14 protein-coding genes are annotated in these 16,858 nt (G+C 45.8%); 2 read left to right on the plus strand and 12 right to left on the minus strand.

Annotated features, from left to right (window positions below):
- Positions 1-256: 256 nt before the first annotated feature.
- The 8 genes from MKX68_RS02200 to leuB all read right to left on the minus strand — a co-directional run bounded on the left by MKX68_RS02200 (position 257) and on the right by leuB (position 9,043).
- Positions 257-1,213, minus strand: coding sequence for an aldolase catalytic domain-containing protein (locus MKX68_RS02200; protein WP_047842252.1), 957 nt, complete (start codon positions 1,211-1,213; stop codon positions 257-259).
- An 83-nt stretch (positions 1,214-1,296) separates the two neighbouring features.
- A complete protein-coding gene (locus MKX68_RS02205; RefSeq protein ID WP_340908731.1) occupies positions 1,297-2,610 on the minus strand; it encodes a DUF4129 domain-containing protein in 1,314 nt (437 codons plus the stop codon).
- Positions 2,607-3,722, minus strand: coding sequence for a DUF58 domain-containing protein (locus tag MKX68_RS02210; RefSeq protein ID WP_340908734.1), 1,116 nt, complete (start codon positions 3,720-3,722; stop codon positions 2,607-2,609). The genes MKX68_RS02205 and MKX68_RS02210 overlap by 4 nt, the downstream gene beginning before the upstream one ends.
- A gap of 4 nt (positions 3,723-3,726) precedes the next feature.
- Complete coding sequence (locus MKX68_RS02215; protein ID WP_340908737.1) at positions 3,727-4,692, minus strand: AAA family ATPase; 966 nt, start codon at positions 4,690-4,692, stop codon at positions 3,727-3,729.
- 121 nt (positions 4,693-4,813) lie between these two features.
- Complete coding sequence (locus tag MKX68_RS02220) at positions 4,814-5,920, minus strand: ATP-binding protein (RefSeq protein WP_338592902.1); 1,107 nt, start codon at positions 5,918-5,920, stop codon at positions 4,814-4,816.
- Between the two features lie 447 nt (positions 5,921-6,367).
- Positions 6,368-6,784 carry a hypothetical protein gene (locus MKX68_RS02225; RefSeq protein ID WP_017689649.1) on the minus strand — a complete coding sequence of 139 codons (417 nt, stop codon included), beginning with the start codon at positions 6,782-6,784 and terminating at the stop codon, positions 6,368-6,370.
- A gap of 356 nt (positions 6,785-7,140) precedes the next feature.
- Positions 7,141-7,680 carry a peroxiredoxin gene (locus MKX68_RS02230; protein WP_036610146.1) on the minus strand — a complete coding sequence of 180 codons (540 nt, stop codon included), beginning with the start codon at positions 7,678-7,680 and terminating at the stop codon, positions 7,141-7,143.
- Positions 7,681-7,957: 277 nt separating this feature from the next.
- Entirely contained in the window at positions 7,958-9,043 is a 1,086-nt protein-coding gene (gene leuB / locus MKX68_RS02235; protein ID WP_017689651.1) for a 3-isopropylmalate dehydrogenase, read from the minus strand.
- Between the two features lie 233 nt (positions 9,044-9,276).
- On the opposite strand from leuB, the gene MKX68_RS02240 reads away from it, so the two are divergent.
- The gene (locus tag MKX68_RS02240; protein WP_221822893.1) at positions 9,277-10,257 is read left to right on the plus strand and encodes an aldo/keto reductase; all 981 of its coding nucleotides are present in this window, start codon (positions 9,277-9,279) and stop codon (positions 10,255-10,257) included.
- Positions 10,258-10,639: 382 nt separating this feature from the next.
- On the opposite strand, the gene MKX68_RS02245 is transcribed toward MKX68_RS02240, so the two are convergent.
- The 4 genes from MKX68_RS02245 to ilvB all read right to left on the minus strand — a co-directional run bounded on the left by MKX68_RS02245 (position 10,640) and on the right by ilvB (position 15,805).
- The gene (locus tag MKX68_RS02245; RefSeq protein ID WP_036610154.1) at positions 10,640-12,181 is read right to left on the minus strand and encodes a 2-isopropylmalate synthase; all 1,542 of its coding nucleotides are present in this window, start codon (positions 12,179-12,181) and stop codon (positions 10,640-10,642) included.
- A 139-nt stretch (positions 12,182-12,320) separates the two neighbouring features.
- Positions 12,321-13,313, minus strand: coding sequence for a ketol-acid reductoisomerase (gene ilvC / locus MKX68_RS02250; RefSeq protein WP_036669754.1), 993 nt, complete (start codon positions 13,311-13,313; stop codon positions 12,321-12,323).
- A 261-nt stretch (positions 13,314-13,574) separates the two neighbouring features.
- The gene (gene ilvN, locus MKX68_RS02255) at positions 13,575-14,057 is read right to left on the minus strand and encodes an acetolactate synthase small subunit (RefSeq protein WP_024628317.1); all 483 of its coding nucleotides are present in this window, start codon (positions 14,055-14,057) and stop codon (positions 13,575-13,577) included.
- Positions 14,054-15,805, minus strand: coding sequence for a biosynthetic-type acetolactate synthase large subunit (gene ilvB / locus MKX68_RS02260; RefSeq protein ID WP_091032851.1), 1,752 nt, complete (start codon positions 15,803-15,805; stop codon positions 14,054-14,056). Before ilvB ends, ilvN begins: the two co-directional genes overlap by 4 nt.
- Positions 15,806-16,408: 603 nt before the next feature.
- Between ilvB and MKX68_RS02265 the strand changes: the two genes are divergently transcribed.
- Positions 16,409-16,852, plus strand: a complete 444-nt coding sequence (locus tag MKX68_RS02265) for a GNAT family N-acetyltransferase (RefSeq protein WP_237176231.1) — start codon at positions 16,409-16,411, stop codon at positions 16,850-16,852.
- The last annotated feature ends 6 nt before the right edge of the window (positions 16,853-16,858 follow it).

Here is a 16,858-nt window from a genome sequence, read left to right on the forward strand (position 1 = left end):
ATTACATTAACCAAACTTAACAGCTTACTACACGATTCGACAAAAAAACATATTAACCAACGTTCAATTCACATGCATACACATGCTATCTGGTACATAATAACATTTAATTTTGTATACGTGAACTAAAAAATAGTCACTCCTAGGAATATTTATTCATAAATATAGAGAAAAACAAGGCATTAAGAACTAAAAAAACATGGATCTCCCGTTAGAGTCCATGTTTTCCTATTTTGCAACTGTATTTCAGACTATATTACTTATCAAAATTCACTTCTGGTGTTGTTAATTTATCATAGAAATCAACAACCTTATCCTTGTCTTCCGATGAGCGAATCGCCATCGCTGAACGTGGATGCTCGTCCAACGCACCTGTAATCATGTAAGGCAGAATGTAACCCCATTCTTCTTTTTCTCTCAGTGGAACCATCAACTGTTCCAATACACCAAGTACTGGACGCAGATTGTATTTTGTTCCTTTCAGATGAGCTACGAGCAATTCGGTTGGACAGTTACCTGCCGCACGGCCCATACCATACACAGAAGCATCAAGCAGCTCAACGCCAAGTTCCGCCGCAACCAATGTGTTAGAAAACGCAAGTTGCATATTATTATGTGTGTGAACACCAAGACGTTTGTTAGGCAAGTGAGTCTTGAACTTCTCTACCAGATATTTCACATCATTATGGTCCAAGCTACCGTAGGAGTCTACAATGTAAACAACATCCACAGCGCTTTCTTTGATCAATTCAAATGCTTCCAGCAATTCATTCTCCATAACATTGGAGAGTGCCATAATATTAAGTGTAGTTTCATATCCACGATCGTGGAATGTTTGAACCAGTGCAAGTGCCTTGTCCACATCTTTGCTGTAGCAGGCAACCCGGATCAGATCCAGCATGCTCTCGCTGCGAGGCAAGATATCATTTTCGTCCACACGACCTACGTCAACCAGAGCAGACAGTTTGGTATTTCCTTTTTGAGGAATAACTTTACGCAGGAAATCATCGTTCAGGAAACGCCATGGTCCTGCTTCCTCGGCGCCTTTAAGCAACTTCGGAGAGTTTTTATATCCAATTTCCATATAATCAACGCCAGCTTCATTCAATCCAGCATATAGCTGTTGAACAAAGTCCACGCTAAAGTCCCAATTATTCACCAATCCGCCATCACGGATCGTACAATCTACAATTTTGCAATGATTTGTCTTCATTAATGTCTGCTCCTTTTCTGACCAACTTGTGTATTCCTCTCATGATACTTGAACGTGACAAGAAAAGTAAAGGGATTCCGGACTTATTTACTTCGATAAGATCTCCAGATTCGGTCAATCTCAACCATATCGGAACGATCGGGAGCTTTCTCTCCATAACGGACGGCATTATACGTATCTGGCAATCTCGCAGACAGCTCATCTTCTTCTACCTTCACACCATTCTGAATAATGGTCTGTGCAGCCTCCAGTGGAGTGTGCGTGCCCTGTATTTCCACGCCTCGATGAGCGGCTCTTTCAATCCAAGTCCGGTAGTAATAGCGAACACGTTCAGCATCCTGCGCAGGTGGCGCTTCTTTTTTCCGAAACCAATTCTTTCGGACTTTTGCTGGCGCATCAAGCGTCTCACTGACATCGATATACTCCGTCCGTGGTTCTGCCTTCTTTTCACCTGGTTGTAACATCCCCTTGAATCGGTCCATAAGTCTGTTTATCGTTTTTTGTCCCAACCTCAGAAGCAGCCACAGGATTGCTCCTGCTACAGCACACATCACTACCCAACCGAGGATGTTCCAAAAGATTGAGGGCTCGGATGGCGGCTCTCTCCAGTCATTCGGTAAATTTAACGGCTGATTGGGGTTGTCCATTGGTAATCGAGGCTCCTCACCGGAAATCGCACCAAACCATCCCCTGATCCATGCAAGCAAGCGGTCACGTAGCGGCCCCAGCCAGGCAGCCAGGCTTGGGAAAGCACCGATTGCAACGATAACAATAAACATCCACATGAACCGCTGATGATTCGCACGTGCAAAATCTCTTAATACCAATCTTCTCTTGCCGTCATTGAGTATTGCCTGATCCAGTTGCAGCATATATCGTCCCACCAGCCAAAAGGCAAAGCTGATCACTCCCGCAACATAGATCCATAGGGTATAGGTTCGTATCGGCTGCATGAATTCCAGCGAGTTCGAAGCAATCATAAGCACGATCGCACTGATTACACCCATAATCTGCAAGCGCCATAACAACACAGAATGAAAGACTGGCTGGAAGGTCAGACCTGCATAAGCCGAGATGACTCCACACAGTACCAATGTGATGATATCCGGCAACGGGAGAATGAGGCTCATCCCAACAACGAATGCGAAGAGAAATCCTATGACGAGTGCCGTTACTCCACGAATGAGTGTACTTTTCTCGCTAAAACCTGGAATTTTATGCTGAATGAACTGTCCCAACCAACCTACAAGAACAACCAGGATGAATAATGTGAACGGCAAATGTTCCATTGCGTAGAATGAAGCGATCGTAAATATCGGAAAAAGGTATATGCCCGCCATCAAGACGGCAAGCATCGCTATGAGTCCTTTGGTCGTCGCTTCCTGTCTGCTCCTCATGCACTCACCGCCTTTGTAGTACCCTTCACGTCCTCTACCGGGAGAATCGTTACACGATGTCCTTGTTCGTGCAGACGTGCAATCTCATGCTCCATAGCGGCAGATACATAGGATGTAATCAGCAGATAGCTGCGGATTTGCTGTGCTTCTTCATTCAGACGTACTTCATCATTCAGGAATTGCTCCATGGGCACCATGCATTTCAACTCAGTCTCAGCCATAGCTTCCAGTAACCGTTCCAGATGGGGCGTGCCATAATCCGGCTCAATCCGAAGTGTATCGCGGCCTCCACCCACATGATAACCATTATGGGCGAAGCCTGCCGGCAACCCTCTACCGATGGCATCCACTGCAGCCGTGGCAGCGTATCGGAGTGCACGTTCAATCTTTTCCGGTCGAGTAACCACACTCCACATATCTGCTGATTCCTGAATGTTCACTACAATCCAGGATTGCGGATCAGCCGTCCATCCCTGTTTGTAGACTTGTAATTCACCTGTACGTGCACTCGCTTTCCAGTGAATACGATTCATGGGGTCGCCTGCACCATAAGGCCGAACACCCAGGATCAAGAAAGGATCTTCAACGATCCATCGTGATACTTCCACTTCTCCCTGCCATACTTGATAAATTGCAGGAAGATCCTCTGCATTCACTAATGAAGGATACACGATCATCGACATTTGCAAAGGAATCGGTTTGGTGGAACGCCACACACCAAAGAGATCCCCACCTGTCATCGTTGCTGTATTTAATGGATAAATCCCACGCTGAGTACATGTAAAAGGATGCTTGCGCGTAATACGAGTAAACGGTTTTAACGTAAAAATACTCTTATGGTTCTGATAGATTTCTCCTTGACTAATATCCATTCCTGAGCCGGAACGAAATACAAACGACACTGGCATCATCGATTCAAGTCTGAGCCACGGTACGGAGACTCGTTTCTCATTCGATATCGTCTCCACCATCTCAAGTTCATCTCCAGCGTAACAACGCAGCTTGCTGAATTGTCTGCTGTACTTGAGTTTTCGCAGTGCAGGTCGTCCAAACCACACACCATGTATAACAACGACAATGCCTCCAACAAGGACAAGCCATAATAATGCCATAAAATTAACGCCCGCTTGTAGCGAGATTCTCCGTAGGCACTTCTGTCTGATTCAGAAGTTCCTGGATGATACGCTCCGCCAAGCCCTCTTGTTGTCTGATCCGATTACGAAATACCAGTCGGTGGGCCAGCACAGGCTCCGCCAGTACTTTAATATCATCAGGTAAAACAAAGTCTCTGCCATGCAGTGCAGCCCATGCCTGACTTGCCTTGAGTAATGCCTGAGCCCCTCGTGGACTTACGCCGAGCGAGAGCTCGGGATGTTGCCTTGTCGCTTCGGTTAACTGAATGATATATCGTAACAAATCTTCGTTGATTTGCACTGTTTTATACGTATCCTGCGCCTTCAAAAGTTCTTCACGACTGATCACTGCCGAGAGATCGTCAACAGAACGACTGGCTACCGTACGTCTCAAAATTTCTATACTCTCTTCACTGCTTGGATAACCCATACGAATTTTCATCATAAAACGATCCATCTGAGCCTCAGGTAACGGAAAAGTTCCCTGGTTATCTACAGGGTTCTGGGTGGCGATAACGATAAATGGCCGTTCCAACTGTCTCGTTGAGCCGTCGATACTGATCTGGCGCTCTTCCATGCACTCCAGCAAGCTTGATTGCGTACGTGGTGTAGCCCGGTTAATCTCATCAGCAAGTACAAGATTGGCGAACAAAGGGCCAGGTCTGAATTCAAAATCACCTTCTTTTTGATTAAAAAAATGTATCCCTGTTAAGTCAGAGGGCAGCAAGTCCGGTGTAAACTGTATCCGTTGAAATGTGCAGTCCAATGAAGAGGCTACCGATTTGGCGAGCATCGTTTTCCCGGTACCCGGTACATCCTCCAGCAGCACATGTCCTGACGCTATGATTGCTGTCATCACCAGCTCTATGGTATGTTCTTTTCCCACAATCACTTTGCCCACGTGATCCATCAATTGTTGATTCATTCGTTCCATTCCTTGGATTTCCATCTGCATCTCATCCTTCCGTTATGGAGCTTATGTATTCGCATTCATTACTAACTATAACCCTTATTGGCAACATAAAACAAAGGAGTTGGCAAATGACCAACTCCTTAACTCCCCGCTTTTCTCAATATACCAAGGGTAACATAATCATAAACCGCGTACCTTCGCCCTTTTTGCTATCCACAGAGATGGTGCCTCCATGGTTCTTGATGATTCGGTAACTCACCGAAAGTCCAAGCCCCGTTCCGCTCTCCTTGGTCGTGAAGAATGGATCAAACAGACGTACAAGCGTGTTATGGTCCATCCCATGACCGTTATCCGCGATGGAGATCTGCACAAACTTGTTTTCCGTGGCGGTAGATATTCGAATTAGACCCGTATGTTCTTCGCCAACTTCCTCAATGGCATCCATTGCGTTTTTCACCATATTCAAAATAACCTGCTTAATCTGTTTGACATCAATGGACACATTCAACGGGGCATCCCCTTCATCCAGTACGATCTCGCATCCCTTCATCAAACCTTCGCTTTCGGTCAGCAAGACCACCTCTTTGAGCAAAGAGTCGACGGATATCACGGTCTTCTGTGGAGCTGACGGTTTGGAAGAATTCAAAAATTCGTAGATGATGTCATTCGCCCGATCAATCTCCGTCAGTATGATTCGAGCGTACTCGTCTTTGCCGAGCTGCAGCAAATGGGGCCTGAGCAGTTGGATGAACCCACGGATTGCAGTCAACGGATTACGAATTTCATGAGCAATAGATGCTGAAATTCGCCCCAGCATCGCAAGTTTGTCATTTTGATAAGCGGTCTGTTCAATTTGTTTATAATCAGATACATCTTTGACGCTGAACAAGAAGTCGCCATCCATCTGATCACCGTACGTCACAGTAACCAGCCAATGCCTTCCGTATTCATCAATCAATTCATGATAGCGCTTACGGTGAAAAATGGTTTCCCGATAGATTCGTAAAATTTTCTTTTTCTTGAATCGGCTCATCTGTGGATGATGCAGCATTTGCATCAGGGTGCAGCCGCTCAACAGACTTCTTGGAAGTTCCAACAACTTTGCCATCTGAACGTTAATAAACGTCAATACACCGTGACTGTCAAACAACATAATACCGCTATCCAGATGTTCCAGTACATTCTCGTACTTGTTGTTATCCAGATGCACAGGCGGGAATCCATCCGTTGGTTGAGGCACTGTATCCTGAAATTCACTAATCATGTCAGGTTCCTCCTTTTCACGTAAATGATAAACTTGCCATTCGGACATCATATCATCACAGAAACAGGAAGGGCCGATTTTATTTTTCATTACCGGTGCCCTTTCGTTGGGGGGCTGAGCCGAAAATATGGATGGCATGGCCGGAACTCAAGCTGGTCTATTCCCGGTAACCAACAGTCGATCCGGAAAATCATATACGTTTGTCCCATTCTGACCTTCTCCTATTCCCAAACACGAACATTTTTTGCTCCGCCTCTTTTGCAAGTCTGTTTTTATCATAGACAAGTTTATAGAAGAGAGTCAATCGGAGAAAGTGTCGAATGGAAATTATTTTAAAAAAAACCTCGAATTAGTTCCAGAATACAGCACAAAAACGAAGCCGTTTCACCCAATAGGCAAATCAGCTTCGTTTTTAATATCTTTAATTGGTGATATATCCGAGTTCATCTATAGTCCGGTCTTATTATGCTGAATTTTCAGTCTGCGCTGACTCATCACAGCTAATCGACGTTTAAGTTCGCTTTCCCACTTCTCGTCTTTGGTTTCTTTGGCGAGCCTGAGCAAATCCAGAGCCATATCAATCTGGCGCTGCACAATGACCATGGCATCCTCGCTCTCACGGTTTACACAGTTTTCAAAAATCGCATCTTCATCTTCTGTCACATAATCTTGAAAGTCGATTTCAGATGCACCGTCTCCATGCGCATATTCAGCCAGAATTTCGTATTCATTTTCCACTTTATAATGCACCTCGACCCGGTGACACACCGGGCAAAACAGCAGGGGAACATTATGAACCTGGGTGCGGTAATGCTTCAGCGTGCCCTTCGTTCCAACCATACTTGCCCCACAACAGTAACTCATTTTTGTTCACCCTCCTTATTACGTGCCGGGACTTTTTTGTTAAAATGCCATCCCGTACACTTCCAGCACTTCCGAAAAGGAATAGTTCCATCAGTGTATCACATTCATGTACAGATTATAAATGCAGAGCACCGGAATATTTACCGGGTTTCCATACCCTATTCGCCTTGAAGGCCATCAATTCCTCTTTCAACAGATAAAAAGAAGACTTTCTTCTAATATATTATTAACACGCTTAGCTGCTTGTTCAAACACTTTTGATTAACTTCGTAATAACTTTTGGCAAAAGGGTGCAAAAAGCCCTCAATCCCTAACGGGATGAGGGCTTGAACAAAAACCGTTCAAGTTAACCTGGCTTACAGGTTAGTGTCGCCTGGTTTCCAGTTCATTGCACACAATCCGCCGGATTGCAGTGCTTGCAGTACGCGAAGTGTTTCTTCAACACTACGGCCTACATCGTTGTGGTTAACCACTTGATATTTCAATTCACCTTCTGGATCGATGATGAACAGGCCGCGCAATGCTACGCCTTCTTCTTCGATCAGAACGCCGTAATCTTTAGCCACTTGCTTCGTGATGTCAGAAGCCAGCGGGAAGTTCAATTGACCCAGACCATTGCTGTCTACAGGTGTGTTGATCCATGCTTTGTGGCTGTGTACGGAGTCTACGCTCACGCCAAGGATTTCAGTATCCAAAGCTTTGAATTGCTCGGAAGCAACGCTCAAAGCTGTAATTTCAGTTGGGCACACAAATGTGAAGTCCAAAGGATAAAAGAAGAATACAAGCCATTTGCCACGATAATCGGACAGTTTAACGGAACCGAAATCTTGTCCGTCTCCCGATACTGTTTCCATTGCGAAATCCGGTGCTGGTCTACCAACCAAACGTTCTGCCATAACTAAAAATTCCTCCTTTGGGATTATGTAAGCATCCTTGCGGATTGCTCATCATCAAGAAAAACGCGTACGCTTTTCCTGTAATTAAAATGATTTGATACTTGATAACAAGTACAAGTAAAATGTTATCATCCGGACTTCCCAAAGTCAAGATTATAAACATTATTTTTTTATAATAATTATAAATAAGGATTTTTCGTGGCAAAAATGATAAAGGAACAGCCCTCTGTACATTCCATAACTGGAAACAAAGGGCTGCCTGTAGTTGATAATATAATTACGCCTGTTTCTGAATAGCCGCTACGATCAAATCGCCCATTTCGGTCGTGCTGATCGCTGTGCTCTTGTCTACAGCAATATCACTTGTGCGGTGTCCTGCGTTCAATACATCCGACACAGCTGCTTCAATAGCATCCGCACCTTCTGCATAACCAAAGGTTGTGCGGAACATCAATGCCAAAGAGAGAATGGTTGCAATCGGATTAGCGAGGCCTTGACCTGCGATATCCGGTGCAGAACCGTGTACCGGCTCATAGAGTCCGAAGCTGCCCTCTCCCAGTGATGCAGATGCGAGCATACCGATGGAACCTGTCAACATCGCTGCTTCATCACTCAAGATATCTCCGAACATGTTTTCCGTTACGATGACATCGAAGCTAGACGGACGACGCAGCAATTGCATCGCGCAGTTGTCTACCAGTACATGCTCCAGTTCAACATCCGGATAATCCGGTGCTACCCGGTTCACGACTTCACGCCAGAGACGGGAAGTTTCCAATACGTTGGCTTTGTCTACAGAAGCCAGCTTTTTGCGACGTCCTTGCGCAATTTCGAACGCCTGACGAACGATCCGCTCCACTTCCGTTACATTATATGCACAAGTATCTACTGCCTCTTCGCCCTGTGCACTTTCACGTCTGAACTTCTCTCCGAAGTAGATACCACCTGTCAACTCACGTACCACCATCAAATCTGTACCTTCAAGTACTTCCGGCTTCAGAGTTGAAGCATCCTTCAGGCAATCAAATACGACAGCCGGACGCAGGTTGGAGAATAATCCGAGTGCTTTACGAATACCCAGCAGGCCTGTTTCCGGGCGAAGCTCCTTGCTGTTGTTATCCCATTTTGGACCGCCAACCGCTCCAAGCAGGACTGCATCTGCACTTTTACATACGCTCAGTGTTTCTTCAGGAAGAGGTGTTCCCTTCTCATCAATCGCGATTCCGCCAAATAGCGCATGCTCTGTCTCAAAACGATAACCGAATACTTCCTCCGTACGTTTAAGCACTTTCTCAGCCTCAGCTACCACTTCAGGGCCGATTCCATCACCAGCAATAACTGCAATTTTTTTCACGTCTGCCATTGGGTTGTCCACTCCTTATATTTCATTCATTAATTATTCATAAAGTAACGTCTCATATTAACTCTCTCTTTTGTATCATATTCCAAGGTCATTTGACCAAGATATACAATCTATGACTTTAATAGATTTTACCTATAAGCTAATAGAGATTGGCCTTTCCAAGTTGTTCCTGACCTCCCGGTGGGGTAAAATATAGCTGAATTCAAATCAGGTACGCAGGAGGGATAAGCAACATGCAATATTCGTATTTGGGTAAATCAGGCCTCAAGGTCAGCCGAATCTGTCTCGGTACTATGAATTTCGGGCCTGCTACAGATGAAAAAGAAGCTTTCCGCATTATGGACGCAGCACTTGATGCAGGCGTGAACTTTTTTGATACCGCTAACATCTACGGCTGGGGTGAGAATTCCGGTCTTACCGAAGAAATTATCGGACGCTGGTTCAATCAGGGCGGGGGCAGACGTGAAAAAGTGGTTCTGGCCACCAAAGTCTATGGCTCCATGCATGATGATACAGATGGCCCCAACAACGAAGCTGGCCTTTCCGCCTACAAAATCAGACGGCATCTGGAGGGTTCCCTCCGCCGCTTACAGACCGATCATATCGAGCTGTACCAGATGCACCATGTGGACCCTGCCGTATCGTGGAACGAACTGTGGGGCGCATTTGAGAATGCCGTTCATCAAGGTAAGATCGGTTATGTAGGATCGAGTAACTTTGCTGCATGGCAGATTGCAATCGCTCAAAGCGAAGCCAAGAATCGCCATTTCCTCGGCCTGGTTTCCGAACAACATAAATATAGTCTCAACTGTCGTTTGCCTGAATTGGAAGTACTGCCCGCAGCCAAAGAGCTGGGCCTCGGCGTCATTCCATGGAGTCCACTGGATGGTGGATTACTGGGACGTAACGCTCTGCAGAAGCTGGAAGGAACACGCAGTGGCGGCATCGCTGGACGGATCGAGCAGCAGCAGACTCAGCTTGAAGACTTTGCCGCACTCTGTCGTGATCTCGGTGAACCACAGGATACGGTGGCTTTGGCATGGGTTGCAGCCAATCCGGCAGTGACCGCCCCGATTATCGGACCGCGTACGCTGGAGCAGTTTGAGACCGCACTCAAATGTCTGGACGTGACTTTGGATGAAGCTGTGCTCAAACGTCTGGATGAGATTTTCCCGGGTCCAGGTGGACATGCACCTAATGCATACGCGTGGTAATAGCTTGATAGCGTAAGCCAATGCAATAGGTAAGCGTAGAAAATGTACTGTATTTCACTGCCATAATTATATAAATCAGCATTTTGCATAATTCGAATTATACCGCTCACGGGTACAAGATATAGACGAACAGAATCATTTCGATCTATATCTTGCTGATTGGAAGACGCTTAGAGGATTTATGCAAAATGCTTAAATACAAGCAAAAGAGTCTGACCCTCCACAGGAGAGTCAGACTCTTTACATCCCTCACTAAACGTAACAAAGCAAGCCGAAAGATCTACCACATCAATTCAGATCAAGATAGATCTTCCTGGCAGCGTACATACGTCCCAGCTTAAAGTTCAGTTCAAAGAAGAGGGCGTGCTTCTTTCATCGGAGCCTACAGGTTAACGTTTACACGGTTCGTATATGTTTTGCGTTTCTCAATCAATTGGTTCAGACCGTCCACATAAGCACGTGCACTTGCACCAAGTATATCCGTACTTACACCACGTCCTTGTACCGACACCTGATTTTGAGTCAACACAACATGTACTTCACCCAATGCATCCTTACCATGCGTTACCGATTTGATGGAATAGTCAGACAACGTTACGTCTTCCCCACTCACCTGGTCAATCGCGTTGTAGATTGCATCTACCGATCCGTTACCCTCTGCTTGCTTCTCGATCGTATCCCCGTCAAGCGTCGCAATGCGGACTTTGGCCGTTGGTACCGATTCATCTCCGTACGTTACGAAGATGGATTCCAGTTTATACACCTCAGGTGCATCCTGCAATTTCTCTTCAATTACGGCAAGCAGATCTTCATCAGTAACTTCTTTTTTCTTATCAGCCAGATCTTTGAACTGGGCGAAAGCACGATTCAATGCTTCTTCTTCCAGCTCATATCCCAGATCAATCAACCGCTCACGGAAGGCATGACGACCAGAATGTTTACCAAGTACAAGCTTGCTTTCTTTCAGACCGATGGACTCTGGAGTCATAATTTCGTACGTTGTTTTTTCCTTCAGCATGCCGTCCTGGTGAATGCCGGATTCATGTGCGAAGGCATTTGCGCCAACAATGGCTTTGTTTCCAGGCACAACCATCCCTGTCAAACGGCTAACCAAACGACTGGTCCGTGCAATCTCAGACAACTGCAGCGATGTTTTCGCCTGGAAAAATTCCTGACGTGTCTCCAGTGCCATAGCAATTTCCTCGATCGCCGTGTTACCGGCACGTTCACCAATGCCATTGATCGTACCTTCGATCTGATCGGCTCCATTGAGAATGGCAGCAAGTGTATTGGCCGTCGCCATACCCAAGTCATTATGACAGTGGGCACTCAGCTGTACCTTTTCAATACCGTGTACATTCTCCTTGAGATGTTTGAAAATGTTTCCGTATTCATATGGGCTCAGGTAACCAACCGTATCCGGAATATTCACGACCGCTGCACCTTCTTCAACAGCCATATTCACCATTTCCACGAGGAAATCATACTCGGTACGACCTGCATCCTCAAGTGAGAATTCAATCTTCGAGAATGTTTTCTTTGCATAACGAATCGCGGAACGAGCTGTATCCAGTACCTGCGCTTTGTCCATGCGCAATTTATGTTGGCGGTGAATAGGTGAAGTTGCCAGGAAAACGTGAATGCACGGATCCTGTGCACCTTTAAGTGCTTCTTTAACCGCATCAATGTCTTGCTCTCTGGAACGGGACAAGCCAATTACAGTCACATTTTTGACCGCATTTGCTACTGCATTGACAGCTGCCAGGTCACCTGGAGATGCCGCCGGGAAACCCGCTTCCATCCGGTCAATGCCAAGCCGCTCGAGCTGATGGGCAATTTCCACCTTTTCACGAGTGTTCAGATTGACTCCCGGGGATTGCTCTCCATCACGCAGCGTTGTGTCAAATACATAGATTTTACGCACGCTTCGCACCTCCTGTACTTGTTATTATATGTTTCTCTGAACCAGCAATAGCGGCTCACGCATAAAGCACGGCCGCTATTCCCAGTTAAAGCTCTAAGTTTACTTGAATACCTTAAAGTGCATGTCTAGAAGTTAATGCTTACTTCTTGATCCAGTGCATCATCTCACGCAATTGTCCGCCAACCACTTCGATTGGGTGTTCAGCTTCGTTACGACGAGTTGCTGTCAAGAATGCACGTCCGGATTGGTTTTCCAGAATGAAGTCGCGTGCGAATTTACCTTGTTGGATATCCGTCAGCACTTCTTTCATTGCTTTCTTCGTATCTTCAGTTACCACGCGAGGTCCAGTTACATAGTCACCGTACTCAGCTGTGTTACTGATGGAATCACGCATGCTTGAAAGTCCGCCTTCATACATCATGTCAACGATCAGCTTCAGTTCGTGCAGACATTCGAAGTATGCCATTTCAGGAGCGTAACCCGCTTCTGTCAATGTTTCGAATCCAGCTTTTACCAATGCACTCACACCACCACACAGAACAGCTTGCTCACCGAACAGATCTGTTTCTGTTTCTTCACGGAAGGAAGTTTCGATAACCCCTGCGCGTGTACAACCGATACCTTTAGCATAAGCCAAACCGATTTCTTTAGCTTTACCCGTTGCATCTTGCTCAATCGCGATCAGGCCTGGTACACCAAAACCTTCCACATAAGTACGACGTACCATGTGACCAGGGGACTTAGGAGCTACCAGCAATACATCGCTGTTTTTTGGAGCAACGATTTGACCGAAATGAACGTTGAAACCGTGTGAGAAGAGCAATGCAGCGCCTTCTTTCAGGTTTGGTTCGATTTCGTTTTTGTATACAGAAGCTTGAGTTTCGTCTGGCAGCAAGATTTGAACTACATCTGCGCGGCTTGTTGCTTCAGCCGGGGACAGAACTTCAAATCCGTCATTTTTTGCAGTGTCGAAGGATTTACCTTCACGAAGTCCGATGACTACGTTCAATCCGCTATCACGAAGATTTTGAGCTTGGGCGTGGCCCTGGCTACCATAACCGATTACCGCGATCGTTTTTCCTTTCAATACGTTAAGCTCTGCATCCTGTTCATAATAAGTAGTTACTGGCATGTTTATAAGTCCTCCTTTGTATTGTAAAGAACCCTTCATTAATGAGCGGGTGTCTCAAGGGACCGACTCGCTTGGCGTATCAAAAGCATCTCTGGTCTGATCCGATCCGTTCAGACACCCGCCCATTAATGCGGGAATGTAGCTATATTTTCAAGCGTTACATCACTAAAATGTTAAATTACAACTGTTAAGGGACTGACACTCACATAAGATCAACTGTATATGTTAGCTAACCGTCGTCCCTCTTCATTCATTATAGCTTTATACGTTGCCGCGTACCAATGCAGTTATGCCTGTACGGGACAATTCGCGAATGCCATATGGCTTGAGCAATTCAATCATAGCATCAATTTTGTCCGTATCTCCAACTACCTGCACAATCAGGCTGCCTGGACCAACATCTACAACGGATGCGCGGAATGTTTCTACCACACCCAGAATCTCAGGACGCTCGGAAGGCTCTGCTTTCACTTTGATCAGGGCAAGTTCCCGGGCTACCATTGGTTTCAGGCTGAAATCAACCACTTTAATAACATCGATGATTTTGTACAATTGTTTCTCAATCTGCTCCAGCGTTTTATCGTCACCAATGGTGACAATAACCATCCGGGAGAGTCCAGGTTCTTCCGATTGACCTACTGTAATACTCTCAATGTTAAATCCGCGTCGACCGAACAACCCTGATACCCGCTGAAGGACGCCAGGCTGATCGTTTACCAGTATCGAGATCGTATGTCTTATCATTCGTCAGCATCCCCCATCAGCATTTGATCAATTGTCGCTCCTTGCGGAACCATTGGATATACATTTTCTTCCTTGCGTACTACGAATTCAACAACGACTGGTCCTGGTGTATCCAAGGCTTCCTGCCAAGCACGCTGGGCTTCTTCCTTGTTGGTTGCACGCAATCCTTTTACGCCATAAGCTTCAGCCAGTTTTACAAAATCTGGACTTCCTGCCAGATCAATATGGCTGTAACGGTTCTCATAGATGATCTCTTGCCATTGGCGAACCATTCCGAGTACCTGATTGTTAATGATTACGATTTTTACCGGTATATTGTTAATGGCACAGATCGCGAGTTCTTGGGAACACATCTGCATTCCGCCGTCACCGTTAATGGAGATAACGAGTCTGTCCGGATTGGCCATCTGAGCACCTATGGCAGAAGGGAATCCAAAGCCCATCGTTCCGAGACCACCCGAAGTTACCCATGAACGCGGTTGATTAAATTTATAATATTGTGCTGCCCACATCTGATGTTGTCCTACATCCGTAGTTACAATCGCTTCACCTTTGGTTGTATCATTTAGCATTTCAACAACCCACTGGGGTTTCAGCACTTCGTCTGAATCCGTGTAGCTGTAAGGTTTCTCTTGTTTCCACTGTTTGATCTGGTCTCTCCATGCATCTGCACGCTCTGCACGTCCAACTTCTTTGTTGGCTATTTCCAGTACCGTCTTCACATCACCAACGATTGGAATGTCGGTTGCAATGTTTTTACCAATCTCAGCCGGATCAATATCGATATGAACGATTTTTGCATGTGGAGCGAATCCATCCAGCTTGCCTGTTACCCGATCATCGAATCGTGCGCCGATATTAATCAGCAGATCCGCTTTTTGGATAGCCTGATTGGAAGTGTACGTTCCGTGCATACCCGGCATACCCGTCCATAATTCATGACCGCTTGGGAATGCGCCTAGACCAAGGAGAGTAGTCGTAATTGGAATGCCTGTCTTCTCAACAAACTCGAACAGTTCTTCATGTCCTCCCGAGTATACCACACCGCCACCAGCGAGAATCATTGGACGCTCTGCTTCCTGAATGGCTTGGGCCAAACGGTCAACCTGCAATTTGTTTGGTACTGTCCGTGGATTGTACCCTCTCAATATAACAGGTTCAGTTGTTGGTTCAAACAATGTTTTGTTCGCTGATACATCTTTCGGGATGTCGATCAGTACAGGACCTTTACGACCGGTATTGGCAATATGGAATGCCTCATGAATTACGCTGGACAGATCTTTTACATCTTTTACCAGATAACTGTGTTTGGTGATTGGCATTGTAATCCCGGTAATATCCGCTTCCTGGAAAGCATCTGAACCGATCAAGCTTGAAATAACGTTCCCCGTAATGACTACGAGTGGTACTGAATCCATATACGCTGTTGCAATACCTGTAACCAGATTCGTTGCTCCTGGTCCGGAAGTCGCGATGCAGACACCAACTTTGCCGCTTGCACGTGCATATCCGTCAGCTGCATGTATTGCACCTTGTTCGTGACGAGTGAGAACGTGTTTGAAATCCTCGAAACCATACATCGCATCGTAAATGTACAACACTGCGCCGCCCGGGTAACCAAATACGCACTCGACACCTTCAAGTAACAAACTTCTCAGCAGAATTTCGGATCCGCTAATGACCTCCGGCTTCATCCATTTTTCACGTAATTCATCTGTTGACCGTACTTCTGGAATTTGAGCTCCCATCAGTCATCCTCCTCTCGAAATTTACACCATTCTGACATTTAAAGTTACAAAAAAAACCTTCCATCCCTGCAAACAAGTTCATGCTTGCGAGGGACGAAAGGTTATCGCTTCCGTGGTACCACCCAACTTTGCCCGAAATTTCGCAATAACGGACCTTACCAGGTACAACAAAACGAATAGCTCAAACGAACATAGTCGTTTCCCATACCTGTTGTCTGTAACGCAGACATACGATTTTCCCTAATACGCGAAAGGAGTGACATCCAGTGCTTTTCAGGAAAACAGCTCCGAGGTGAGCTCGTATATAAGGGATAATGGTGGTGGTTTCAGCAATTCCAGCCACTCTCTGAGCAAAAGAGCCCTTAAAACTTCGTCCTCTTCATAGCCGATGAAATATTCTCGTTAAATGTTAGGAACATTATATGATTCCTCCAACCGATAAGTCAATACCTGTTTTGCATAAAAATTCAGAGAACCCTCATTCCTCCCTCTTCAACCTTTAAGGTTGCCCTAATCCCAGCGCTTCATTCAGTCACCTTTTATCTTGCTTCGGGCATAGGATATACGAGCAGCACGACTGGTCCTGAAAGGAGGCTCCGCATGGTGATTCGGCAACGCACATCCAAGCTGGATGATGGCGCCATCATGAAACTGATTGACACTCAACTTGTTCCTTTATCCCATATGAGCGAAAAGGAAATTAATAAAATCCGCAAAGAAATACCCCTGCGAATGAACAGGGGCATGACCTTTGTTGTCTCGCCGGAGCCAGACAAAGCTGCTGTGGCATTCATCCATTTTCTCATGCATGGGGAATTGCTCTATGTCGATATGATGGCCGTTAGTCCGAAAGAACAACGCAAACGTTACGGGCAAACTTTGTTGCTCAAAGCAGAGAGCTTTGCGGCATCCCGAGGTTGTCGAAGATCTAAAGTAATGGTGGATGAGGGCAATACCAAAGGGCTTCAGTTTTATCAAAAAAATGGATACAGCGCGATTCGATACATCATGATAAGCCGCTGCTACGAATTGGAAAAAACATTATAGAATGTC

This window comes from Paenibacillus sp. FSL M8-0212 (genome assembly GCF_038004645.1).
In the GTDB taxonomy this organism is placed as follows: Bacteria; Bacillota; Bacilli; order Paenibacillales; family Paenibacillaceae; genus Paenibacillus.